The organism is Paraburkholderia eburnea (genome assembly GCF_002917095.1).
Lineage (GTDB): Bacteria > Pseudomonadota > Gammaproteobacteria > Burkholderiales > Burkholderiaceae > Paraburkholderia > Paraburkholderia eburnea.
The window spans coordinates 310490-334252 of sequence record NZ_PQGA01000005.1; the positions used below are offsets into that span (position 1 = coordinate 310490).

Sequence of the window (23763 nt, forward strand, 5' to 3'; positions counted from 1 at the left end):
GCCTCACTGATCGGCCGGTGCTTCGGGATACAGCAGCGGGTTCGCGCTTGCGCGCCGGTAGCCCGCTTCGCTCATCAGCAGATCGAGCGTGAGGCTCGCGAGATCGTCGGCGAGCGGTTCGAATTCAAGGTCCTTGTCCTGATAGCCGATCTTGCGATACGTATGGCACTCGTCGCACGATTCGGCCTTCAAGGCCGGATTGCCTCCATCGATACCCTGATAGGCAATGCCTTTGGTCGAATCGCAATTCGTGCATTTGACGCGCACCACATGATGCTCGGTGCCGCAAAGGCTGCATTGCGTGTAGCGATAGCCCTGAAACGCCCCGCCCACGCGCACGATGCTCGCCACGGGCGGCAGGCCGCACACGGGGCACACGCCGGGCGCATCCACATAGGTCACGTCCTTCACATCGATCCGGCTTGCGAGCCCGGTCCACACGGTTTGCAACGCGGCCATGACGAAAGGCGCGATGGCAGGCGCAACCTCTGCATAACGTTGCGCGAGCAACGCATCTGCCTGGGCGTCGAGTTGCGCATCGCTCATCGCGCGCAAGTCGTCGAGCACTTTCGCGAGCGTGGGCGTAATGGCGCCAGCGGCTTCCACACGATCGGCGAGGCGCCGCAGCACTCTACGCCATTGCGGATCGCGATCCGCGCCCAGCGCGGGCAGAATCGGCATCGAATGGCGTTGCGCGTTGGCGATCGCCTCGGCTGAAGGCATCTGCACGTCGAGATGTTCGAGCGCCTGTTGCTGCGCGTCCACGAGCACGGCCATGAGCCGCATATAGCCGCCGATCGGATTGTGATCCGCCAGCTTGCGCAGACGCGCGGCGCGCTCCTTGAACAGCGTCGCGCGTTCTGGCAAGCGGATGCGCACAATCGCCGAAGGGTCCTGCGTCTGAATCTGTTCCGGGTCGAGTATGCGTTGTTGCGTCACGGCTAAGTCTCCATCCAACCTCGTCCGTCCAATCAGCAAAAAGCCGCCGCGCCCTTGCGGGCGAGGCGGCCTGCCAGCAGCGTGTCCGTTAAGCCTCGTAATGGACGGCTACTTGATGCTCTCGCGGAACCAGCGCGGATGATGCTTGCGCGCCCAGCCCCAGGTGACGTAGCCGCGCGTCATCGCGCCAATCGATCCCTTCACCCAGATCGCCGCATAGATATGCACGACGATGCTCACGATCAGCACAAAGGCCGCAGCCGCATGCACGACGGCGGCGATACGGATAATCGTGATCGGAAAATAGAACGAGAAGTAACGCCGCCAGATCACGATGCCGCTCACCAGCAGCAGCACGAGGCAAACCACCAGCGTAAAGAATAACAGCTTCTGTCCCGCATTGTATTTGCCGATTTCGGGCAGTTTGTCCTCGCGATTGTGCAGCACGTCATCCATCTGTTTGAGCCATTGCACGTCGGCTTTGTCGAGATAGTTGTGATGCCAGAAACGCAGCGCGAGAATCATGAACGAGACGAACATCACGATGCCGATGAACGGATGCAGAATGCGCGTCCACTGGCCGCCGCCGAACAGCGCGGACAGCCAGAACATGGCCGGATGAAACATCGCCAGCCCGGACAGCGCAAGCAGGACGAAGGTGATCGCCGTAATCCAGTGGTTGCTGCGCTCGTTCGCCGTATAACGCTGGATCAGGCGCGGTTCATGGTCGCTCATCGTTGCGCTCCTCGGGAAGGTCACCGCCTTTTTCACCATCTCGTTCGGCATGAATTCGCCGGGCCTCTTCAAGCGCGGCTTCTTCGTCTTCGGCATGCGTTTCGTTCGGGCCGATGCGCGTGTAATGGAAGAAGCCGGCCAGCGCCGCGAGCGCGATGCCCGCGAGCGCGAGCGGCTTGGCCACGCCCTTCCACAGCCGCACGAACGGGCTGATGCGCGGGTTATCGGGCAGCCCGTGATAGAGCGACGGTTTGTCCGCGTGATGCAGCACGTACATCACATGCGTGCCGCTCACACCCGGCGGATCGTACAGCCCTGCGTTCTCGAAACCGCGCTCCTTGAGGTCTTCGATACGCTCGGCCGCATGTACCTTCATGTCTTCCTTGGTGCCGAACACGATCGCGCCCGTCGGACATGTCTTCACGCAGGCCGGTTCCTGCCCCACGGCCACGCGGTCGGAACAAAGCGTGCATTTGTAGACGCGATGTTCCGTCTTCGACAGCCGGGGAATATTGAACGGGCAGCCCGTAATGCAATAGCCGCAGCCAATGCAGTTTTCCTCGTGAAAATCCACGATGCCGTTCGTGTACTGCACGATCGCACCCGGCGAGGGACACGCCTTCAGGCAGCCGGGGTCCTCGCAATGCATGCAGCCGTCCTTGCGGATCAGCCATTCGAGGTTGCCGTCCGGATTCTCGTATTCCGTGTAACGCATCACGGTCCACGAGTGCTCGGTGAGATCGCGCGGATTGTCGTACACGCCCGTGTTGATGCCCACCTCGTCGCGCAGGTCGTTCCACTCCATGCACGCGGTCTGACACGCCTTGCAGCCGATGCACTTGGTGACGTCGATGAGCTTCGCGACCGTGCCCGTCACCGGCTCGCGCACGCCAGGCGGCGGCGTCGTGGTGGCGGACAGGCGTTTGATGTCTAGCGACTGAAAAGCCATGTTCCCCCCTTATGCCTTTTCCACTTTCACAAGGAATGACTTGAACTCGGGCGTCTGCGAATTGCCGTCGCCGACGGGCGGCGTGAGCGAATTCGTCAAATAGCCGGGTTTTGTCAGTCCCGTGAAGCCCCAATGCAGCGGCACGCCTACGGTGTGCACCTTCTTGCCCTCGATCGTGAGCGCCTTGATGCGCTTCGTGACGACGGCCACGGCGATCAGGTAGCCGCGATTGCTCGACACCTTGACGCGCCCGCCATCGACCACGCCCACCTCGTTCGCCAGTTCTTCGCCGATTTCGACAAATTGCTGCGGCTGGATGATCGCGTTCAGGCGTGCGTGCTTGGTCCAGAAGTGGAAATGCTCCGTGAGGCGATACGTGGTGGCCACGTGCGGAAAATTCTGCGCGGTGCCAAAGGTCTTGCGGTCGTCGGGGAACACGCGCGCGGCCGGGTTGGACGTGGCCTGCGCATTGTTCGGATGAAACGGGTTGTAGCCCAGCGGATTTTCAAACGGTTCGTAGTGCTCAGGGAATGGACCTTCGTTCATACCGTCACGCGCGAAGAAACGCGCCACGCCTTCGGGGTTCATGATGAATGGCCCCATGCCGAGATCGGGCGACTCATCGACCTTGTAGTCGGGCACATCGGCCCCGGTCCACGCCGCGCCGTTCCACCCAATCAGCTTGCGCGTGGGATCGAAGGGCTTGCCAGCGGTATCGCACGAGGCCCGGTTGTAGAGCACGCGCCGATTCACCGGCCACGCCCAGGCCCAATTCAAAGTCTGGCCGATGCCGGTCGGGTCCGAGTTGTCGCGCCGGCCCATCTGGTTGCCCGCCTGGGTCCACGCGCCGCAGAAGATCCAGCAGCCGCTCGACGTGGTGCCATCGTCCTTGAGCTGCGCGAAACCCGCAAGCTGCTCGCCCTTTTTCACGAGCACTTTGGTGGCGTCCTTCGGGTCGGTCTGATCGGCGAGCGCCTTGCCGTTGTACTCCATGGCAAGTTCCTCCGGCGTCGGGCTTTCCGGATTCGCGTACGGCCAGCTCAGCTTGAGGATCGGGTCCGGCACCTTGCCGCCGTCCTTTTGATAGGCGGCGCGAATGCGCAGGAACAGCCCGGACATGATCTCCAGGTCGCTCCTCGCCTCGAAAGGCGGCTCGGTGCCCTTCCAGTGCCACTGCAGCACGCGGCTCGAACTCACGAGCGAGCCGTTTTCTTCCGCGAAGCAGGTAGTCGGCAGGCGGAACACCTCAGTCTGGATCGAAGCCGTATCGACATCGTTATAGTCGCCGTACTTCTTCCAGAATTCCGATGTTTCCGTAGCCAGAGGGTCCATGATCACGAGCCACTTGAGCTTGCTGAGCGCCGAAACCGTTTTCGCCTTGTCCGGCGCGGACGCGATCACGTTGAAGCCCTGGCAGATATAGCCCGTCATCTTGCCTTGATTCATCAGCTCGATGGTCTGCAGCAGATCGTAGGGTTTGTCGAGTTTGGGCAGCCAGTCGTAACCCCAGTTGTTCTCCTGGGTGGCGTTATCGCCCCACCACGATTTCATGAAGCTCACGAAGAACGCGCCGTAATGCTGCCAGTAACTCAACTGGTTCGGCCGCAGCGGCTGCTGCGCGCGCTTCTTGATGTACTCGCCGTAATCCTGCTCGGCTTCGACAGGCAGCGTCATGTAGCCGGGCAACAGATTCGACATCAGGCCGAGGTCGGTGAGTCCCTGGATGTTCGAGTGGCCGCGCAGCGCGTTCATGCCGCCGCCCGCAATGCCGATATTGCCAAGCAGCAATTGCACCATCGCGCCCGTGCGGATCATCTGCGCGCCGATCGAATGATGCGTCCAGCCAAGCGCGTAGAGAATCGTGCCCGCGCGGCCCGGCACCGCCGTGCTCGCCAGCATTTCGCACACCTTGAGGAATTTGTCCTTCGGCGTGCCGCACACCTTCTCCACCATCTCGGGCGTATAGCGCGAATAATGCTGCTTGAGCAACTGATACACGCAGCGCGGATTCTGCAGCGTGTCGTCGGTCTTCACGAAGCCATCATCGCCCAGCTCATAATTCCACGACGACTTGTCGGGATACGCGTGCTTCTGCGCGTCGTAGCCCGAATAAATGCCGTCGTTGAACGCATAGTCGTCGCGCACGATGAACGAGAAGTCCGTGTAGTTCTTCACGTACTCGTGCTGGATCTTGTCGTTGGCGAGCAGCCAGTTGATGACGGCGCCCAGGAACGCGATGTCCGTGCCGGTGCGGATCGGTGCGTAGAAGTCCGCAACCGACGCCGTGCGCGTGAAGCGCGGATCCACCACGATGAGCCGCGCCTTGCGGTGCGCCTTCGCCTCGGTGACCCACTTGAAGCCGCACGGGTGCGCCTCGGCCGCATTGCCGCCCATCACCAGAATCACGTCCGCATTGCGAATGTCGACCCAATGGTTCGTCATCGCACCACGGCCAAACGTCGGGGCAAGACCTGCCACCGTCGGGCCGTGTCAGACACGCGCCTGGTTGTCGAATGCGAGCAGGCCCATCGAGCGGGCCACTTTATGCGTGAGATAACCGACTTCGTTGCTGCCCGCCGAGGCGGCCAGCATACCGGTGGTCAGCCAGCGGTTGACCGTCTTGCCGTCGGCGGTTTTATCGACGAAATTCGCGTCGCGGTCTTCCTTGAGCCGCTTCGCGATGCGGTCGAGCGCCTCGTCCCACGAAATGCGTTTCCACTCGTTCGATCCCGCCGCCCGGTACTCCGGATACTTCAAGCGGCTCGGACTATGAATGAAATCGATCAGGCTCGCGCCCTTGGGGCAGAGCGTGCCGCGATTGACGGGATGATCGGGATCGCCTTCGATGTGGATGATGCTCGCCGTGGCGTTCTTCGCGCCGTCGCCGAGACCGTACATGAGAATCCCGCAACCGACCGAGCAGTACGGGCAGGTATTGCGGGTTTCAGTGGTGCGCGCCAGTTTGTATTGTCGGACTTCGGCAAGCGCGTTGTCGGGCGCGAAGCCCATCAACGCGAGGCTGGATCCCGCCAGCGACGTAGCCGTGACCTTGAGGAACTGACGCCGGGACATCTGCAGCATGATGTGCGTCCTCGGCTTTCTGGTTGTGGGTCGTTTCAGTATAAGACGTTTTGGGAACCGGATCGCGGGAGTTGCGCCCCGGCGCACGGCGCGCAACCAGGTATTGAGATTGCTATAGTCAAACGAAAGGTGCAGCGCAACGCGGGTTGCGGATTGGCCTGCAATCCTGGCTGCATCCTTGTCGGAACACGCTCGAACACGCTTGAACGCCGGACGCATAAACATGACGACGATTTCATCCCGGCGGCTCGAATCGGCCGCGCGCAAGGAAGTTTCCTGGGTGATGGACGCGTGCAGGCAATTCATCGCCGACCGCTGTCCGTCGCTGGCCGCGAGCATCGCCTTTTATTCGGCGTTTTCGCTTGCGCCCACGCTGGTCATGGTGATTGCCGTGGCCGGCTGGTTCTTCGGCGCCGACGCCGCGCGCGGCGAGCTGTTCCGGCAGGTGCATAACGTGCTCGGTAACGACGCCGCCGCCGGCATCACCACGATCGTCCAGAACGCCCATCGCGCGGGCGGCGCGGGCGGGCTGGCCGCCGCAATCTCGCTGGTGCTGCTGGTGGTCGGAGCATCCGCAACGTTCTCCTCGCTCAATTCCGCGCTCAATCTGGTATGGCCGCCGGAAGGCCCGCGTGCTTCCTCGGTGATCGCGCTGGTGCGGGTGCGGCTGATCTCGTTCGGCCTCGTGCTGGGCGTCGCCTTTCTCCTGATCGTTTCGCTCGTGCTGGACGCCGCCATCACCTTCGTCGGGCAATGGCTCTGGGGCGCTTCCACTTATCTGTTTATCGGCAACGTCGTGCAGTTCGCGGCGGGGCTGCTGGTGCTCGCGGTCGCGTTCGCGGCGCTGCTGCGCTTTCTGCCCGATGCGCTGGTGCTATGGCGCGACGCGATGGTGGGCGGGATCGTCGCCGCCGTGCTGTTCTCGGTGGGCAAGAAGCTGTTCGCGCTCTATCTCGCCCATGCGGGCATGGCGACGGCGTTCGGCGCGGCGGGTTCGCTCGCGGTCTTGCTGATGTGGCTGTACTTCTCGGCGGCGGTGCTGCTGCTGGGCGCGGAATTCTCCGCCGCGCGCGGGCGCCTGCACGATCCGCGCGGCACGTGGGGTTTCCTCGACGAGCCGCCGCCCGGCAGCCGCGCCAAGCTGGCCTCCGTGCTGGCCGCCTCGACGATCGCTCCGCTACGCGAAGCCGCCGTGAGCGCGCCGAAGGCCGCCGCGGCTGCGCCCGTCACCGCCGCTGAAGCGCAAAGCGGTCTGAGCCACGGCACGCTGCCGCCCTACGCGGCGGCCGTCGCCGAAGCCACCGGCGCCGATATGGCGGTGGACGACGCCAACGCCCCTCTGCGCGCCATCGGCCAGGCGCGCGCGACGGGCGGCGCCTTCGCGCGGCGCGGCAACGGCGGGCTGCAGATCCGCCGCTCGGTCGTGCGCATGGAGGACAGCGCCACCTATGCCGCCGCGCTCACGCTCGTGCACGCGGGGCGCACCGTGGCCGCCGCCGACCGCTATGTCAAGCGGCACCCGTGGAGTTCGGTCCTGATTGTCGCCAGCGCCGCCATCGCCGTGACCGCCGCCACCAGCCGCCGTCACGCCAGCGCGCGCAAAAAATCCTGAGCGATTCTCGCGTTTGCGCCAATCCGTACCGCTTCTTTCCATATAGAGCACGCCAACCCTTTTGAAGCGCAACCAGGGCACATCCCTGGTTGCACCTTGTTTCCCCGTACACCTTGCCAATCGGAGTTGCACCTTTCGCGACTTGTAGCGAAAACGACAATAATGCAGAGTCAGCAATCCGATATTCCAGTAACAGAAAGAATCGCCAAATCTCCCGTATTTCAAGGCCTTACCTAGGTGTGTCAGCTTTTTGCGACACTGATTTTTTTTCAGTTCGGCACATTTGCACCCCTGCGTTATTCTCCATTGCGCAACAGCAACAACTAAATCAAACATCTGCGTGGAGAATTCTGGATGAAACGAGTCGCACTCTCGACCCTCTCGCTGGCCCTGCTGGCCGTTACCGGCGTGGCACATGCACAGAGCAGCGTCACCCTGTACGGCGTGATCGATGAATCGATCCAGTGGACACACAACACGACGGACGCCAACGGCAACAACAAGAACCTGGTCGGTCTGGCAGGCGGCAACCTGTCGGGCAACCGCTGGGGCGTGAAAGGCACGGAAGATCTGGGCGGCGGTCTGAAGGCGATTTTCCAGTTGGAAAGCGGCTTCAACATCAACAATGGCAAGTTCTCTGCATTTAACGCGAACACCGAGATTTTCGGCCGCCAGGCATACGTCGGCCTGACGCACGATCAATACGGTACCGTGACGCTGGGCCGCCAGTACGACCCGCTGGTCGACATGGTTCAGCCGCTGACGGGCGACAACTACTTCGGCAGCCAGTTCGCCACGCCGGGTGACGTCGACAACAACGACAACAGCTCGCGCACCAACAACGCAGTCAAGTACGTGTCGCCGGTGCTGGACGGCTTCCAGTTCGAAGGCATGTACGCACTGGGCGGCGTCGCTGGCGCAACCGGTTCGGGTCAAAGCTGGGGTGCGGCTGCAACGTATGGCATCGGCTCGTTCAACGCCGCTGCCGGCTACTTCCGCATGGACAACTCGTCGAGCCCGGCAGACCGCCTGGCAGCGACGAATGGCGGCTGGGCGGCAGGCGCGACGTCGGATAACGTGTTCTACGACGGCAGCGTGATTACCAGCAGCCTCGCTTCGGCGAAGTCGGTTGGCATCGCATCGATCGCTACCCAATACGTCGCAGGTCCGTTCACGTTCGCCATCCGTTACAGCAACGTGCAGTTCAAGCCGGACGGCTTCTCGGCATTCGCGTCGACCGAGCGCTTCAACGTCGGCGGCGGCTTCCTTGGCTATCAGGTGAATCCGGCTCTGCTGCTGGGCCTCGGCTACATCTACACGCACGCCGCAGGCGAGACGTCGAGCACGTACCACCAGGTTTCGCTCGGTGCGGACTACAACCTGTCGAAGCGCACCGACCTGTACGCCGTGGCGGCTTACCAGCACGCCAGCGGCACGCAGCCGGGCGAGCCGGGCGTGAACGCCGGCGCATCGATCGGTTCGTACGGCATCAACTCGGCATCGAACTCGCAAGAGCTGGTCAGCCTGGGCATCCGCCACAAGTTCTGATCGACGGCATGAGCCGGGCGCAAGCCCGGCCACGCGACGAGACCACGCAGCTAGCTAGAAATCACGCGCTGCACCCAAACCAGCCTTCGGCGCGAGCCAGGGCTGGTTTTTTCATGGCCGCGCGTTCTGCCGACCGGGTTGGCTTGGGTCGGGTTGGCTCACCTGAGCCGCGCGAGCGCCGCCGCCGCATATCGAGCGAAAGCATCGGCCAGCGGCGACGCTTCGTGCTGCGCGGCGCGCGCGACGTTCACGGGCACCTCCAGCGCCGGCTCGAAACGCTTCACGGCGACGCGCGTTCCCAGCGCCGCAGCCGTCACCGGATCGACGAGCGCAATCCCCATCCCCGCTTCCACGAGCGTGACGACTGCCTGGGCGAGATCCGCCTCGACGCCGCTTGCACGCGTCACCGCGCATTCGGCAAACAAGCGATCGATCCGCAGACGCGCGGGCGTGCCCGGCGCAAACGAGACGAACGCCTCGCCCTCGCAATCCGCCGCGCCCAACACGCGCTTGCGCGCGAGCCGATGCCCGCGCGGCACGATGCCGCGCATCGGCCATTGACCCAGACGTTCGAGCCGCACGCCCGGCAGCGGCGCAGCCTCGTTCACGATGGCCAGATCGCAGCGCCGCGCGGCGACACGTTCGAGCGCCAGCGCCGGTTCGAGCGTGAGCAGCGCCACGTCCACGCCCTCATGCTCGTGCGCAAATGCCGCCGCCACGCGCGGCAGAAAATCCGCGGCAAACTCCGGCGTCGCCGCGACGCAGATCGCGCCGCGCCGTTGCTCGCGTATCTGCGCGGCCGCCTGCACGACACGATCGAAGCCGCTGAATGCGCGTTCCACTTCCGCAAGCAGCGCGTGCGCCTGGGCCGTCGGCCATAGACGACCTTGCCTGCGCTCGAACAGCGCGAAGCCGACACTCGACTCGAAGTCGGCCAGCAAACGGCTTACCGCGGGTTGCGATACGCCAAGCGTATGTGCGGCGCGCGTGACCGTGCGCACCTGCATCAAGGCGCGAAACGCCTCGACCTGGCGAATGCTCAACTCAGAGTCAGCCATAATATAAGGACATAGCTCCTTGGATAAATCCGTCCATGCAATATCAGATGAAAATTTTATCTGTCAGATCTTCGTTATTTATCGCCGGATATTACAAGAATTTGAACCATAATATTTGAGCATGAAATCTGCAGCATACGCCCCACGACACATTTGGCGGGCAAATAAAAATCCCCGCGGGCACAAAGCCAACGGGGATTCTTTGGGTACTGACGCAAGCCGTGACCGAAAAGCCACGGCGAGAGGCGCTTAGCCTGCTGCTGCGTCCTTCAGCTTCTTCAGCGCGCGTGCCTTGACGCGAACGCTAGCCGGCTTGGCCGGGAACCAGCGCTCTGCACCCGTGAACGGGTCCTTGCCGAAGCGCTTCTTCTTCGCCGGCACAGCCTGAACGACGATCTTCAGAAGGCCCGACAGCGTGAATTCGCCAGCGCCCTTCTTGTGGACCGAACCCAGGATCGTGTCTTCCAGTGCGGCGAGCACTGCCTTCGTTGCCTTCGGCTCGACACCGGCGCGCTCAGCGACGTGAGCAGCCAGCGAGGCCTTCGTGAAGGTGTCCTTGATCGGCGACGGAGCGCCGGACGCCTTCACGGCGACCTTCTTAGCTGCGGGGGTCTTGGCGGCAGCCGTCTTGGCGGGCGCTGCTTTCTTTGCGGCAACCTTCTTGGCCGGGGCAGCAGCCTTTTTGGCAGCCACTTTCTTTGCGGAAGTCGGCATGTTTCTCCTACCAGTGTTGGTCAGTGAATCGACGAAGCACAGCGGGATGCAAATGCTTCATCGGCGGATTCTACAAGCGTGCAAGCGTTTTGCGTCATTCTTTTGCGTCGCCGATGCAAATTTTTTGTTCGAAGCCGACTCCAGAACGCATTTTGACGCCTGTTTACAGGGGTAAACGTGCCCTGGCATCATCCGTGGAGATGCCGACCATGTCACCGCGACACGTCTGCGCCGCTGCGAAAACGCCACACGTATGGCGTTTTTCGCGTTCGGACGCGCCTCGCTACGTCGCGAGATGCGCGGCGAGCGAGGTCAGCGCGGCGTCGATCTGTTCGACCTCGACCGCGCCGTAGCCAAACAGAAAGCCTTGTTGCAGCGGCGCATTCAGATGAAACGGCGCGAGCGCATGCAGGCCGACCGACGCCGCGCGCGCCGCCGCCAGCAGCGCGGATTCGTCCGCGCCCGCGACGAGACGCGCGGCCAGATGCAGGCCCGCCGTGTTCGGCATCACTGGATCGAGCCATGCAGAAAGCGGGCCGCGCAGATGCGCAAGCAGCATCTCGCGCCGCGCGCCATAGGTCTGGTGCATGCGCCGCAGGTGCCGCGCGAAGTGGCCGTTGAGCATGAAATTGGCCAGCGCCGTCTGCGTCAGCACGCAGCCGTGGCAATCCGCCGTCTGCCGCGCGCGCATGAGCGCGCCCTTGAGCGCGGCGGGCGGCACCATGTAACCCACGCGCAACTCGGGGAAGATGGTCTTCGAAAAGGTGCCGACGTAGGCCACGAGACCGGCGTTATCGAGGCTCTTGAGCGGTTCGAGCGAACGTCCTTCAAAGCGGAACTCGCAGTCGTAGTCGTCTTCGATCACGAGCGCGCCGTGCGTCTGGGCCCATTCGAGCAGCGCCACGCGCCGCGCGAGGCTCATCGGCATGCCCAGCGGAAACTGATGCGAAGGCGTCACATAGACGACGCGCGCGGACTTCGGCAGCTTCGCGACGATCAGACCGTCGGCGTCGACGGGCACCGGCACGACCTTCGCGCCCAGCGACGCGAACGCTTCGCGCGCGGGCGGATAGCCGGGATCTTCGACGGCGATCGTGTCGCCCGGCCGCAACAGCACGCGCGCGAGCAGCGCGAGCGCCTGCTGCGCGCCCTGCGTCACGATCACGTCGTCCCAGTTGCTCGCGACGGCGCGGTTGAAGGCGAGGTAGCGCGATATCGCCAGGCGCAGCTTCTCCTCGCCCGCCGGATCGCGATACGCGCCCTGGCCGCGCGCCTGGACGCGTAGCGCGTCGGTGATGCAGCGGCGCCAGACGTCGAACGGAAAGCGCGATTTGTCCGTTACGCCGCCCGCGAAATCGCAGGCGAGACGCGGATCGGGACGCGGCATCGCGAGCGCTTCGGGCTGCGTCTGCCACCATGGCCGCGCGTTGGCGTCGCGCGGTTCGTATGTTTGGCGCTCGTCTGGCAGTTCGCGACTGCTTGCCTCGGCCGCGCGGATCTGCGCATTCGGATGTCCCGGCGCACGCGCGGGCAAGCGCTCCAGCGTGTCGGCGACGAAGGTGCCCGAGCCGCGCCGCGCGATCAGATAGCCTTCGGCAAGCAGCCGTTCGAACACGTCGAGCGTGGTCTTGCGCGAGACGCCGAGTTGCCCGGCGAGGTCGCGCGTGGACGGCAACCGCGTGCCGCCCGCCAGCCGCCCCTCGACGATGCGTTCGCGCAGTTGCCGGTAGATCTGTCCGGCGAGGTCGCGCTGGCCGGATACGGTGACATGAAGATCCATGTGGAGATGACGGGTTGTTCGGTTCGTGACGCCTGGCAGGATGCTGGCACAAAGATACGGGGCGCTGGCAGCTTTTGCGCGTTTTTTGGCGCTCGGGCGTGCCAGCGCGTACGTAGAGTGACGGTGAGCGGGCTGGCGCCCGCAACCCTCTTCCCGTCACTTCGAGGCACTGACCATGACGCTCCAGATCGGCTTTCTGCTTTTCCCTCAAGTTCAGCCGCTCGACCTTTGCGGCCCCTACGACGTGTTGGCTTCGATGCCGGATACGACCGTGCGGCTCGTCTGGAAGACGCGCGAACCGCTCATGTCGGCGACCGGTATGCTGCTCACGCCCGATACCGTATTCGACGATTGCCCGCCGCTCGACGTGCTCTGCGTGCCGGGCGGCAGCGGCGTGGCCGCGCTGCTCGAAGACGACGACACGCTCGCGTTCGTGCAACGCCAGGCGCAAAACGCGCGCTACGTGACGTCCGTCTGCACCGGCTCGCTCGTGCTGGGCGCCGCGGGCCTGCTGCGCTCGCGCCGCGCCACGACGCACTGGGCCTTCCACTCGCTGCTCGAACCGTTCGGCGCCATTGCCGTGAAAGAACGCGTCGTGCGCGACGGCTCGCTGATCACCGGCGGCGGCATCACGGCGGGCATCGATTTCGCGCTGACGCTCGCAGCGGAACTGATCGGCGCCGAAGCCGCGCAGGCGCTCCAGCTCGAACTCGAATATGCGCCCGCGCCGCCTTTCGACGCGGGCAGCCCGCAAAGCGCACCGGCCGCCGTGGTCGAGCGCGTGCGCCAGCAGAACGCGGCGACGCTGGCGCAACGCTCGCTCATTGTCGGGCGCGTGGCGCAAAAGCACTGAAAAACAGGCCCGCTGCCGATTAGGGTCGGCACTTGCTACCGTCTTTTACAAGGATCGTATACATTGACCCCGGGGTGCGGCATCCGGCAAATCTGCGGCGTTTCGGACCGCGCCGCTTTTGTACGGCTTCTCGCCTTGCCTGCATCACCCACCCTGAATCCAGCAGCACACACCAACCAAGAGGGGTATCAATGCGTTCCACCACCAGCAAGCTGACTCTCGCCGCGGCCACCGCCGCATTCCTGCTCGGCACCGCCGCTCCCGTGTTCGCCCAGGACGCCAGCGCGCCCGCCGCCACGGCACCGGCCACGGCATCGGCGCCGCTCACGAAGGAACAGAAGGCCGCCGCGAAGAAGCAGGCGCGCGCGCAGCGCAAGGCCGAACGAAAGGCCGCCCGCGCCAAGAACAACGCGGAACTGAAGAAGCTCGAAGACGCCGGCTACAAGCCCGCGAACAACGACCCGAATTACCCGCAGAACCTCCAGGACGCACAAAAGAAAGCCGCTGCAGCCCAGGGCGCAAGCCAGTAAGTTCGCAGTCGTTTCGTTTTTGCCGACGTAGCACGAGGACCGGCGCTGCCGGTCCTGCCAACGATCCTTCGCAGCGCCTCCCTCCGCCGCTCCCGCTTTTCGCGTTTCCACCGTCTCGCCCCATTACAGAGCACCTACGACGCACACCCCAGTCCGTTATGGGACGATGCGCGACGTGCCGGTCCACATGGAGCGCAACGCATGAACGCAATGAAACCGGAGGCAAGCGCCGCACAGGCGCAGAAAAAAACCGGGCTGCCGATCGGCCTGATCGCGGGCGCGATCGCGCTCGTCGTCGTGTTGCTGCTGCCGCTGCCGGCGAGCCTGCCCGTGGCCGGTCAGCGCATGCTGGCGATCCTCGCCTTCGCCGTGGTCGTGTGGCTCACCGAAGCCGTCTCCTACGAAGCGAGCGCCATCATCATCACGTCGCTGATGGCGTTTCTCGTGGGCACCGCACCCACCATCGACGATCCCTCGCAGCTGTACGGCACGTCCCGGGCAATCAGCATGGCGCTCGCGGGCTTCTCGAATTCCGCGCTTGCGCTGGTGGCGGGCGCGCTCTTCATCTCGGCGGCGATGACCGTTACCGGCCTCGACAAGCGCATCGCGCTCGTCACGCTCTCGCTGATCGGCACCACCACGCGGCGCATCCTGATCGGCGCGATCGCGGTGACCATCGTGCTCTCGCTCGTGGTGCCGAGCGCCACCGCGCGCAGCGCCTGCGTGGTGCCGATCATGGTCGGCGTGATCTCGGCGTTCGGCGTGGACAAGCGCTCGAATATCGCGGCCGACATCATGATCGTGGTGGCGGAGGCGACCAGCATCTGGAACGTCGGCATCCAGACCGCCGCCGCGCAGAATCTGCTGACCGTGGGCTTCATGGACAAGATGCTGGGTGCGCGCGTGACGTGGCTCGACTGGCTGATCGCGGGCGCGCCGTGGGCGCTGGTGATGTCGGCGGTGCTGTTCGTGCTGGTGCTCAAGATGCTGCCGCCCGAAACCGACGCCATCGCGGGCGGCAAGGAAGCCGTCGAACGGTCGCTGCGCGAACTCGGGCCCATGACAGGCCCGCAAAAGCGTCTGCTGGGCGTCTCCATCGGCCTGCTGTGTTTCTGGGCCACCGAAGGCAAGCTGCACCCCTTCGACACCACCTCGGTCACCTACGTGGGTCTCGTGCTGCTGCTTCTGCCGCGCTTCGGCGTGATGGACTGGAAGACGGTGCAAAGCCGCATTCCGTGGGGCACGGTCATCGTATTCGGCGTGGGCATCAGCCTCGGCACCGCGCTGCTGACGACGAAGGCGGGCCAATGGCTAGGCGACCTCGTCGCGCATCACACCGGGCTGGATACGGCCGGGCCGTTCATGGCGTTTGCGATTCTGGCCGCGTTTCTGGTCGTGATCCACCTCGGGTTCGCGAGCGCCACGGCGCTGACTTCGGCCATGCTGCCGATCCTGATCGCGGTGCTGCAGTCGATGTCGGGCGACTTCAATCGCCTGGGAATCGCCATGCTGCTCGGGTTCACGATGAGCTTCGGCTTCATCCTGCCGATCAACGCGCCGCAGAACATGGTGTGCCTCGCCACCGATACCTTCACCGCCAGGCAGTTCGCGCGCGTCGGCCTCGTGCTGAGCGTGATCGGCTATCTATTGCTGCTGTTGTTCGCGGCGACGTGGTGGCGCTGGCTGGGCTGGGTGTGAACGGCGCGCCGGACAGACCATGAAAAAGGGGCGCTTCCAGCCGCCCCCTTCGCGTTACATGACGCCTGAGCGGATTAAACCGCCACCGCGCCCACATAGTTTTCGGCCATCGCCATCGCCGCCGCGCGCGACGTGGTCACGTGCTCAAGCTCCGCGACCTGCAAACGCTGCTCGAACGGCGTGGCGTCGTCGAGGCGGTGCATCATGCGCGTCATCCAGTACGAGAAGTGCTCGGCGCGCCAGATGCGGCGCAGCGCGGTTTCGCTATAACCGTCGAGCAGATCCGTGCGGTTTTCCGTGTAGAACGCCACCAGCGCCGCGGTCAGCACGCGCACGTCCGCCACGGCCAGATTGAGGCCCTTTGCGCCCGTCGGCGGCACGATATGCGCCGCGTCGCCCGCGAGGAACAGGCGGCCGTGCTGCATCGTCGTCGAGACGAAACTACGCATGCCGACGATGTTCTTCTGGAAGATCCTGCCTTCGACCACCTGATGGCCTTCTTCCGAATCGACGCGGGCGTGCAGTTCGGCCCAGATGCGGTCGTCGGACCAGTTATCGACGGTGTCCTTCGGATCGCACTGGAAATACATGCGCTGCACGTTGGGCGAGCGCGTGCTGACGAGCGCGAAGCCGCGATCGTGGCGTGCGTAAATCAGTTCGTCGGACGAGGGCGGCGCTTCCACGAGGATGCCGAACCAGCCGAACGGGAACACGCGCTCGTAGTCCTGGCGCAGCGCGGCGGGGATGGCCGCGCGCGAGACGCCCTGCGAGCCGTCGCAGCCGATCACGTAGTCGCAATGCAGCGTGTGCTGCTCGCCTTCGTGCTCGAAGCGAATCGAGGGCGTATCCGTGTCGATGCCGTGAATCGACGTGTTCTTCACGCCGAAGAACAGTTTGCCGTCGGCGGCCACGCGCGCCGCCACCAGGTCCTTGAGTACCTCGTGCTGCGCGTAGACCGTGATGGCCTTGCCCGTGAGCGCGGTGAGATCGATGCGGCGGCGCTTGCCTTCGAACGCCAGTTCGAAGCCGTGGTGCAGCGCGCCTTCGGCCTTCATGCGCGCGCCGACGCCGGCTTCGGTCAGCGTATCCATGGTGCCTTGTTCAAGCACGCCCGCGCGGATCGTCGATTCGATCTGCTCGCGGCCGCGCATTTCGAGCACGACCGAGTCGATGCCGCGCAGATGAAGAAGATGGGAAAGAAGCAGGCCCGCAGGGCCCGCGCCGATGATGCCAACCTGGGTGCGCATAGGTGTCTCCGTTTGCGTAGTTGATTTTGCGCAAGTTTGGCTTCGGCACGCGGTATCGCGCAACGCGATATGAAGAATAGGAACTATGCCGAATTTAGATAGTGCGAGGACGCCGCTTCAATCGTCGCCAACGGGGGCGGAACGAAAATTGCTGCGCCACAGCGTTTTTGCCGGCGACACGGTCGCGCGCCGGTAAGCGCCCTTCCACCAACAATCACCGCGAGCCACGCCGATGCCGTTATTCCCGATGCTCAATCCAGACGCCTCCCGCGCCCGCCGCTGCGCCGCCGCCCTGATCGCAACATTGCCGCTCGTCTGCGCGACGCCGCTGACGTTCGCGCAGACCGCCGCGTCCGCGCCTGCATCCGAAACCACCACCTCCGCCACCGCCCCTCGGCAGGATTTACAAAGCGCACCCAAACCGCCGTCCGAACTGTTCGGCCAGCTCTATCGCGACGTCGAACTTGCCCAGGTCTTCCCCGACAGCAAAACGTTCGCCGACATGGTGCCCAACGAAGCGCCCGCGAAAATCGTCGCCGACTACGAGGTCTGGAGTTCGCGCAACGCCGCCTTCGCCGATCCCGACGCACGCAAAAGCGCATTGCGCGCGTTCGTCGCCCAGCATTTTTCCGATCAGAAACAGACCGACGATCACTATGTTTCCGATCCGAATCAAAACGTCGTGAGCCACATCGACACGCTCTGGGATGTGCTGCGCCGCAATCCGGATAGCACGCAGCAGCCGTACTCGTCGCTGCTGCCGCTGCCCAAACCGTATGTCGTGCCGGGCGGGCGTTTCAACGAGATTTACTACTGGGATTCGTACTTCATCATGCTCGGCCTCGAAGCGAGCGGACGCCACGATCTCACGCGCGACGAACTCGACAATTTCGCTACCCTGATCGATCGCTACGGCCACATTCCGAACGGCAATCGCAGCTATTACCTGAGCCGTTCGCAGCCGCCGTTTTTCGCGCAGATGGTGGCGCTCGTCGCGCGCCGCGACGGCGACGCGACCTACGTGCGCTATCTGCCCGAACTGCGCAAGGAATACGACTACTGGATGGCAGGCGCCGACACGCTCAAGCCGGGCGAGGCGACGCGCCATGTCGTGCGTCTCGCGGACGGCACCTTGCTCAACCGCTACTGGGACGCGCGCGACACGCCGCGCGACGAGTCGTATCGCGAAGACGTGCTGACCGCGCAAAGCGCCCCGCAACGCGGCGCGCCCGAACTCTGGCGCAATCTGCGCGCGGGCGGCGAAACGGGCTGGGATTTCAGCTCGCGCTGGTTCGCCGACAACCGCACGCTCGCGACCATCGACATCACGTCGCTCGTCCCCGTCGATCTGAATTCGCTGCTGGTCGATCTCGAGCGCGCGCTCGCCAAAGGCTATGGCATGAGCGGCGACGCAGGCGAGGCGCAGCAGATGAGCCAGCGCGCGCAGCAACGCGCCGCCGCGATCGGCCGGGTGCTCTGGGACCCGCAGATCCACGCCTTCAGCGACTACGATTTCGTGCACGGCGCGCTCACGCATCGGCTCACGGCCGCAACGGTTTATCCGCTCTATGCGGGTGTGGCGACGCGCGAACAGGCCCGTCAGACAGCGGGCGCGGTGCGCGCGGGATTGCTGCGCCCAGGCGGCCTCGCGACCACGCAGGTGGCAAGCGGCCAGCAGTGGGACGAGCCGAACGGCTGGGCGCCGCTGCAATATCTCGCGGTGACGGGCCTGCGCCGTTATGGCGAAAGCGCGCTCGCGCAGACCATCGCCACGCGCTGGATCGCGACGAATCTCGTCTACTACCAGCGCACGCACAAGCTGGTCGAGAAGTACGACGTGAGCGCGGCGGCGGCGAAGGCGTCCTCGGCGGGCGGCGGCGAATATCCGCTGCAGGACGGCTTCGGCTGGACCAATGGCGTGCTGCGCGTGTTGCTCGCGATGTATCCGCACACGGAAAACACCCGCGCGTCCAACGTGCCTAAATCGGCGGTGCCCGCGCATTGATCCCGCACTGGCCGGGTATGCGGGCGAAGCGCGGCACGATCCCGTTCCGCTTCCTGGGCATGGCGCATGCGCGACCTGATGCGGTATGAAGTGCTATCGCGGGGCTTGCGCAATGCAGCATCGTTTGTGCCAGACCGTCAGAATCCCCGCCAGCGCAAGCGATTCGGGCCGATCAGGGCCGCTCCGGCGGGGTGCAAGCCGATCCGCAACGGCGTATCCTGAAAAGACCTCCGCAGAGCAATCTGCATGCTGGCCGCCGGCTTGCGCCGCCCGCAACGCGATGGAAGATGGAACCGCGATGAACGCCTCCGCTCCCGCTCCTGGCGCCTCCGGCGCCCCCAGTGCCCCGACTCCCCCGTCGGGTTCCCGCATCACCGTCGTGGTGCTCACGCGCAATCACGTGCGCCAGACTGTCGATACCGTCGCGCGCCTCACCGCTCTGCCCGAGCATCCTTATGTGATCGTCGCCGACAACGGCTCGACCGACTCCACAGTCGGCCTGCTAGCTTCGCTGTTTCCGCAGGTGCGCATCGTTCAGGGGCTGGGCGATCGCGGCATGACGGGCTTCAACCGCGCCGTTGCGCTGGCGCCCACCGAATACGTGGCCTGCTGTGACGACAGCACCTGGTTTGCGCCCGGCGCGCTCGCCCATGCGGTGCAATGGCTCGACGAACACCGCCAGGTGGCCGTGCTCAACGCACGCGTGGTCGGCCACGATGAGCGCGAAATCCACCCCGCCTGCCTGATGCTCAACGCCACCTCGCCCGGCGACGACGACCTGCCCGGCCCCGCGCTCGCGAACTACATGGCAGGTGCCTGCGTGTTCCGCACGGCCGTGTTCCGCACGCTCGGCGGCTATGAAGAGCGGCTTTCGCACGGCGGCGCGGAAGAGCTTGCCGCGCTCGACGTGCTCGCCGCCGGCCATTCGATCGTCTACTGCGAATCGGCGCTCGCGCACCGCGAGCCGCTCTACCGCTGGCTCACACGCGCGCAGCACTGCACGCACGCGCGCAACTCGGCGTGGGTGGCGTGGATGCGCCTGCCGATGCGCGACGCGCTCGCCGCCACGGGCCGCGCGCTGGTCGTATTCGCGCGGCAGCGCTCGCTCGGACCGGCCGGTTTCGCGCTGTTGCGCGGCGCATTCTGGGCCTTGCGCCGCCGCCGCGTCGCGCCGGCGCATGTCGTGCTGCTGACCCGCCAGGTGCGCCGCGCCGAGCGTCTGGTGCGCGCCGGCATCCCCGCCATGGCCGAAAAGTACGATCGCGCCGGCCAGCGTGCGTGGTAAGCTGCGGCGCGGTACGCGGCGCCGCGCGAGCGCCCGGCCGTCTCTCATTTCCGATTAGAAAGGACCATGACCACGTCCGATCCCGCGATGCAACCCGCTGCCGGCTTGTCCGCCGAAGGCCATAGCGGGCGCCGCTTCGAAGCGCTAGTGCAGCCCATCGAGGACTACGCGATTTTCCTGCTCGACCCGCGCGGCCATGTGGTGAGCTGGAACCGGGGCGCCGCACGTATCAAGGGCTACGAAGCGCACGAAATCATCGGCCAGCACTTTTCCCGTTTCTATACCGACGAAGCCAACGCCCGGCGCTGGCCCGAGCACGAGCTGGAGCAGGCTGCCCTGCACGGCCGCTTCAACGACGAAGGCTGGCGTCTGCGCAAAGATGGCTCGATGTTCTGGGCCAACGTGGTGATCACCGCCTTGCGCGAACAGGACGGCTCGCTCGCGGGCTTTGCCAAGATCACCCGCGACCTCACGGCGGAGCGCCGCCAGGTCGAAGCGCTGCGGCTTTCCGAAGAACGCTTTCGCCTGCTGGTTGAAAGCGTGAGCGACTACGCGATCTTCATGCTCGACGCGCAGGGCCGCGTGGTGAGCTGGAACAGCGGCGCCACCAATCTCAAGGGCTACCGTCCGGCTGAAATCATCGGCCAGCATTTTTCGGTGTTTTACCCGCCCGACGACATCGCGGCGGGCGCGCCCGAGCGCGAGCTGCGCCATGCCGCCGATCTGGGCCGCTGCGTCCACGAAGGCTGGCGCGTGCGCAAGGACGGCTCGATGTTCTGGGCCAACGTCACGCTTACGGCGATTCATGACGCGCACGGCCGCCTGACCGGCTTCGCCAAGGTCACGCGCGACATGACCGAGAGCCGCCGCACCGACGAACTCGAACATTCGAGCGAGCAGATGAAGCAATTCCTCGCCATGCTCGCGCACGAACTGCGCAACCCGCTCGCGCCGGTGCGCAACGCCGTCGCCACGATGCGCCTGATGAGCGCGCAGAGTCCCGAAGTCGAGCGCGCGCGCGAACTGATCGACCGCCAGATCGTCCATCTCACGCGCCTCGTGGACGACCTGCTCGACGTCGGCCGCATCACCTCGGGCAAGATCGAACTGCGCGAGGCGCCGCTCGATCTGTGCGAAGTGGTGAAGGACGCGCTCGAAGCGGTGGAGCCTTTCACCGCCGCGCGCGGACAGCGCGTGGAAACCGTCGTGCCCGCCTCGCGGTTACTGATGACCGGCGACCACACGCGCCTCGTGCAGGTCTTGCAGAACCTGCTGCACAACGCCTCCAAGTTTTCGCCGGACCACAGCCGCATTGCCGTCGAAGTGCAGGAGGCCGGACGCGGCGTGCTGATCCAGGTGCGCGACGAAGGACGCGGTTTGCGGCCCGAAACCTTCGAATCGATCTTCGGCCTCTTCAGCCAGGACCGCTCGATGCCCGGGCCGAGCGAAAACGGCCTGGGCATCGGCCTGATGCTGTGCCGCTCGCTCGTCGAGCTGCACGGCGGCACCATTTCGGCGGCCAGCGACGGGCCGGGCGCGGGCAGCACGTTCACGATCCGCCTGCCGCTCGCGCGCACCAGCAACGCGGCGCAGGTGGACCTGACGGAAGGGCTGATCAGCACGGTCGGCCAGCCTGTGCTCACGCACGACGGGTCGTTGCCGCTGCGCGTGCTCGTGGTGGACGACAACCGCGATTCCGCCGACAGCCTGGCGATGCTGCTCGAACTGAAGGGCCACGACGTGCGCGTGGCCTATAGCGCCGCCCAGGCGCGCGAATGGGCCGAGCGCTTCACGCCCGACGCCGCGCTCATCGACATCGCCATGCCCGAGATCGACGGCTATGCGGCGCTGCGCGACCTGCGCACGCTGGAGGCGCTTGCCCATACGGTATTCGCGGCGATGACGGGTTTCGGCCAGGCCGCCGATATCGAACTCACGCGCGCCGCGGGCTTCGAAATGCACCTCGTCAAGCCCGTCGATGTGTCGCTGTTCGACGAAGTGCTCGCGCGCGCCGCGGCCCGCCGCGCAGCGCGCGTGGCGTGGCTGGGCTCACATCGCTAAAGGCGGGGTTCGCGCTACTTCAAGGCGCGACGGGTTTGAAATCACGGTATTCGATCTGCGCGCCGCGCACCACGATCGCGGTGGCTTCGGGCACCTCGGCCCAGGCCTCCGGCAGATCGACGATCGGTTCGGACACCAGCAGATAGGCATCCTCTCCCACGGCCGCGATGCGCGGATCGTCGGGATACAGCTCGCGCAAATGTTTGAACGACGTGCTGTGAAAGAGCGAGCGCGAGTCGTGCTCGCTCGAATAGCGCACGGCCACGATCTGCTCGCCGTCGCTCACGAAGACCGTCATGTTGAGCGCCGGCTCGATGCCGTGCTTTTGCGCGGTGGCCTCGACGAAGCCGGCCATGCGCTCGAGCGCCGTGACCGGATCGAGTTCGAGTCCGAACGTCATCGCCAGATAGAACATGACCTCCGAATCGGTGGAGCCTTCGAGCGCATTGAAGCGCTCCGGATCGATCGCGAGCAGTAATTCGCGCCGCACAAGCGGAAAACTGCGGATCAGCCCGTTGTGCGCGAACATCCAGCGCCGATGCCGGAACGGATGGCAGTTGGTCTCCTGCACCGGCGTATGCGTGGCGGCGCGAATGTGCGCGACGAACAACGGCGCGTGCACCGCCCGCGCCAGCTCGCGCAGATTGCGGTCGTTCCAGGCCGGGTGAACGCTGCGATAGCGATACGGAATATCGTGCGGATGCTGATACCAGCCCAGGCCAAAGCCGTCGCCGTTGGTCGTGGTGGCGCCGAGCGTCGAATGCAGGCTCTGGTCGATCAGCGAATGGCGCGCGCGAAACAGCACGGTTTCGAGCGAAATCGGATTACCCGTGTAAGCAAGCCAGCGGCACATCGTTGCCTCCGTCGATCAGATTGGCGCGCGGCCGCCGTGCGGCTTCGCGCCCGGCTTCCAGCCCGGTTCCCCGCTTAATTCGCCGCGTGCAGTCCGGCAATCGGCGTGAGGAAACCGGTCAGGCCGGTCAAGATGATCTGCACACCGATACACAACAACAGGAACGACGATACACGCATGGCGACGCGCGTGCCCTCCACGCCCAGATAGTGCGCGAGACGCGCGGCGCGGCTGTAGACGTAATAGATCACCAGCATGACCAGCAGCGAAATCACCACCGAGGCGATGCTCGACAGCAGCCACGCGGAAAGCTTGTGCGTGCGGTTCGCGTTGAGCGCGATGGCCGTCGCGATCGATCCGGGACCGGTGGTCAGCGGCACTGTCAGCGGAAAGAAAGCCTTGCCGCTCGCCGACCACGAACTGACCGGCTTGAGCGCCGGATCGCTCGCCGCAGGCGGCTCCGGTTCCGGCGCGTTGAGCATCTGCCAGCCGCTCACGGCCACAGCAAGACCGCCGCCGATGCGCAGCGCCTCCATCGAAATGCCGAAGAAATGCAGGATCGGCGTGCCCACGAAAAAGGCCACCAGCAGCACGAGGCCGGCATTGGTGGCCACGCGCTTGGCGAGCAGGCGCCGCTCCTCGTCGGTGAGCGTCGCCGTGCGGTCGAGAAAGACAAAGGCAATGCCGATGGGATTGATGATGCTGATCAGTCCGGTGAAACCGAACAGAATGTCTGAAATCAGGCTCTCGATCATGAAGTCGATCCGAAAAACGGGGCTAGTGCAGAGATTGAATACTGCGGCGGCGCGCGCGTC

The 23763-nt window shown here is 64.9% G+C and carries 18 protein-coding genes; 8 read left to right on the forward strand and 10 right to left on the reverse strand.

The window, feature by feature from the left end; translation table 11 throughout:
- Positions 1-3: 3 nt before the first annotated feature.
- The 4 genes from fdhE to fdnG form a co-directional block, all read right to left on the reverse strand.
- The gene (fdhE, locus tag B0G62_RS13465; RefSeq protein WP_103704673.1) at positions 4-939 is read right to left on the reverse strand and encodes a formate dehydrogenase accessory protein FdhE; all 936 of its coding nucleotides are present in this window, start codon (positions 937-939) and stop codon (positions 4-6) included.
- A 108-nt stretch (positions 940-1047) separates the two neighbouring features.
- A complete protein-coding gene (locus B0G62_RS13470) occupies positions 1048-1674 on the reverse strand; it encodes a formate dehydrogenase subunit gamma (RefSeq protein ID WP_103704674.1) in 627 nt (208 codons plus the stop codon).
- Positions 1661-2623 (reverse strand): formate dehydrogenase subunit beta, encoded by a 963-nt coding sequence (gene fdxH / locus B0G62_RS13475; protein WP_103704675.1) that lies wholly within the window; start codon positions 2621-2623, stop codon positions 1661-1663. Before fdxH ends, B0G62_RS13470 begins: the two co-directional genes overlap by 14 nt.
- Before the next feature lie 9 nt (positions 2624-2632).
- Complete coding sequence (gene fdnG / locus B0G62_RS13480; protein ID WP_103704676.1) at positions 2633-5704, reverse strand: formate dehydrogenase-N subunit alpha; 3072 nt, start codon at positions 5702-5704, stop codon at positions 2633-2635.
- A 217-nt stretch (positions 5705-5921) separates the two neighbouring features.
- Here fdnG and B0G62_RS13485 point away from each other — a divergent pair, with 217 nt between their 5' ends.
- Both B0G62_RS13485 and B0G62_RS13490 read left to right on the forward strand, forming a co-directional pair.
- The gene (locus B0G62_RS13485) at positions 5922-7316 is read left to right on the forward strand and encodes a YihY/virulence factor BrkB family protein (RefSeq protein WP_103704732.1); all 1395 of its coding nucleotides are present in this window, start codon (positions 5922-5924) and stop codon (positions 7314-7316) included.
- 354 nt (positions 7317-7670) lie between these two features.
- The gene (locus B0G62_RS13490; RefSeq protein WP_103704677.1) at positions 7671-8864 is read left to right on the forward strand and encodes a porin; all 1194 of its coding nucleotides are present in this window, start codon (positions 7671-7673) and stop codon (positions 8862-8864) included.
- A 158-nt stretch (positions 8865-9022) separates the two neighbouring features.
- Here B0G62_RS13490 and B0G62_RS13495 read toward each other — a convergent pair whose 3' ends face one another.
- From B0G62_RS13495 to pdxR, 3 genes are all read right to left on the reverse strand, one after another.
- Positions 9023-9922 carry a LysR substrate-binding domain-containing protein gene (locus B0G62_RS13495; RefSeq protein WP_103704678.1) on the reverse strand — a complete coding sequence of 300 codons (900 nt, stop codon included), beginning with the start codon at positions 9920-9922 and terminating at the stop codon, positions 9023-9025.
- A gap of 249 nt (positions 9923-10171) precedes the next feature.
- Entirely contained in the window at positions 10172-10636 is a 465-nt protein-coding gene (locus B0G62_RS13500; protein WP_103704679.1) for an HU family DNA-binding protein, read from the reverse strand.
- A 283-nt stretch (positions 10637-10919) separates the two neighbouring features.
- Positions 10920-12416 (reverse strand): MocR-like pyridoxine biosynthesis transcription factor PdxR, encoded by a 1497-nt coding sequence (gene pdxR, locus B0G62_RS13510; protein ID WP_103704680.1) that lies wholly within the window; start codon positions 12414-12416, stop codon positions 10920-10922.
- Positions 12417-12591: 175 nt separating this feature from the next.
- On the opposite strand from pdxR, the gene B0G62_RS13515 reads away from it, so the two are divergent.
- The 3 genes from B0G62_RS13515 to B0G62_RS13525 all read left to right on the forward strand — a co-directional run bounded on the left by B0G62_RS13515 (position 12592) and on the right by B0G62_RS13525 (position 15497).
- On the forward strand, positions 12592-13269 hold the full coding sequence (locus B0G62_RS13515; protein WP_103704681.1) for a DJ-1/PfpI family protein: 678 nt from the start codon (positions 12592-12594) through the stop codon (positions 13267-13269).
- A 191-nt stretch (positions 13270-13460) separates the two neighbouring features.
- The gene (locus tag B0G62_RS13520) at positions 13461-13799 is read left to right on the forward strand and encodes a hypothetical protein (protein ID WP_103704682.1); all 339 of its coding nucleotides are present in this window, start codon (positions 13461-13463) and stop codon (positions 13797-13799) included.
- Between the two features lie 201 nt (positions 13800-14000).
- The gene (locus B0G62_RS13525; RefSeq protein ID WP_103704683.1) at positions 14001-15497 is read left to right on the forward strand and encodes a DASS family sodium-coupled anion symporter; all 1497 of its coding nucleotides are present in this window, start codon (positions 14001-14003) and stop codon (positions 15495-15497) included.
- 74 nt (positions 15498-15571) lie between these two features.
- Here the strand turns inward: B0G62_RS13525 and B0G62_RS13530 are convergent, their stop codons facing one another.
- Positions 15572-16744, reverse strand: coding sequence for a 4-hydroxybenzoate 3-monooxygenase (locus tag B0G62_RS13530; RefSeq protein WP_103704684.1), 1173 nt, complete (start codon positions 16742-16744; stop codon positions 15572-15574).
- Between the two features lie 232 nt (positions 16745-16976).
- On the opposite strand from B0G62_RS13530, the gene treF reads away from it, so the two are divergent.
- The 3 genes from treF (at position 16977) to B0G62_RS13545 (ending at position 22095) form a co-directional block, all read left to right on the forward strand.
- On the forward strand, positions 16977-18749 hold the full coding sequence (gene treF / locus B0G62_RS13535; RefSeq protein ID WP_244193225.1) for an alpha,alpha-trehalase TreF: 1773 nt from the start codon (positions 16977-16979) through the stop codon (positions 18747-18749).
- Between the two features lie 298 nt (positions 18750-19047).
- Positions 19048-20034 carry a glycosyltransferase family 2 protein gene (locus tag B0G62_RS13540; protein WP_103704685.1) on the forward strand — a complete coding sequence of 329 codons (987 nt, stop codon included), beginning with the start codon at positions 19048-19050 and terminating at the stop codon, positions 20032-20034.
- 66 nt (positions 20035-20100) lie between these two features.
- Positions 20101-22095 carry a PAS domain-containing hybrid sensor histidine kinase/response regulator gene (locus B0G62_RS13545; protein WP_103704686.1) on the forward strand — a complete coding sequence of 665 codons (1995 nt, stop codon included), beginning with the start codon at positions 20101-20103 and terminating at the stop codon, positions 22093-22095.
- Positions 22096-22114: 19 nt separating this feature from the next.
- Here B0G62_RS13545 and B0G62_RS13550 read toward each other — a convergent pair whose 3' ends face one another.
- The gene (locus B0G62_RS13550; protein WP_103704687.1) at positions 22115-22948 is read right to left on the reverse strand and encodes a class II glutamine amidotransferase; all 834 of its coding nucleotides are present in this window, start codon (positions 22946-22948) and stop codon (positions 22115-22117) included.
- Positions 22949-23022: 74 nt separating this feature from the next.
- A complete protein-coding gene (locus B0G62_RS13555) occupies positions 23023-23703 on the reverse strand; it encodes a MarC family protein (RefSeq protein ID WP_103704734.1) in 681 nt (226 codons plus the stop codon).
- Between the last annotated feature and the right edge of the window lie 60 nt (positions 23704-23763).

Bases quoted from the DNA above. Each gene is read 5' to 3' on its own strand.
- B0G62_RS13470 (WP_103704674.1), bottom strand. From the start codon at position 1,674: ATGAGCGACCATGAACCGCGCCTGATCCAGCGTTATACGGCGAACGAG.
- fdxH (WP_103704675.1), bottom strand. From the start codon at position 2,623: ATGGCTTTTCAGTCGCTAGACATCAAACGCCTGTCCGCCACCACGACG.
- B0G62_RS13490 (WP_103704677.1), top strand. From the start codon at position 7,671: ATGAAACGAGTCGCACTCTCGACCCTCTCGCTGGCCCTGCTGGCCGTT.
- B0G62_RS13495 (WP_103704678.1), bottom strand. From the start codon at position 9,922: ATGGCTGACTCTGAGTTGAGCATTCGCCAGGTCGAGGCGTTTCGCGCC.
- B0G62_RS13500 (WP_103704679.1), bottom strand. From the start codon at position 10,636: ATGCCGACTTCCGCAAAGAAAGTGGCTGCCAAAAAGGCTGCTGCCCCG.
- pdxR (WP_103704680.1), bottom strand. From the start codon at position 12,416: ATGGATCTTCATGTCACCGTATCCGGCCAGCGCGACCTCGCCGGACAG.
- B0G62_RS13515 (WP_103704681.1), top strand. From the start codon at position 12,592: ATGACGCTCCAGATCGGCTTTCTGCTTTTCCCTCAAGTTCAGCCGCTC.
- B0G62_RS13520 (WP_103704682.1), top strand. From the start codon at position 13,461: ATGCGTTCCACCACCAGCAAGCTGACTCTCGCCGCGGCCACCGCCGCA.
- B0G62_RS13525 (WP_103704683.1), top strand. From the start codon at position 14,001: ATGAACGCAATGAAACCGGAGGCAAGCGCCGCACAGGCGCAGAAAAAA.
- B0G62_RS13530 (WP_103704684.1), bottom strand. From the start codon at position 16,744: ATGCGCACCCAGGTTGGCATCATCGGCGCGGGCCCTGCGGGCCTGCTT.
- treF (WP_244193225.1), top strand. From the start codon at position 16,977: ATGCCGTTATTCCCGATGCTCAATCCAGACGCCTCCCGCGCCCGCCGC.
- B0G62_RS13540 (WP_103704685.1), top strand. From the start codon at position 19,048: ATGAACGCCTCCGCTCCCGCTCCTGGCGCCTCCGGCGCCCCCAGTGCC.
- B0G62_RS13545 (WP_103704686.1), top strand. From the start codon at position 20,101: ATGACCACGTCCGATCCCGCGATGCAACCCGCTGCCGGCTTGTCCGCC.
- B0G62_RS13550 (WP_103704687.1), bottom strand. From the start codon at position 22,948: ATGTGCCGCTGGCTTGCTTACACGGGTAATCCGATTTCGCTCGAAACC.
- B0G62_RS13555 (WP_103704734.1), bottom strand. From the start codon at position 23,703: ATGATCGAGAGCCTGATTTCAGACATTCTGTTCGGTTTCACCGGACTG.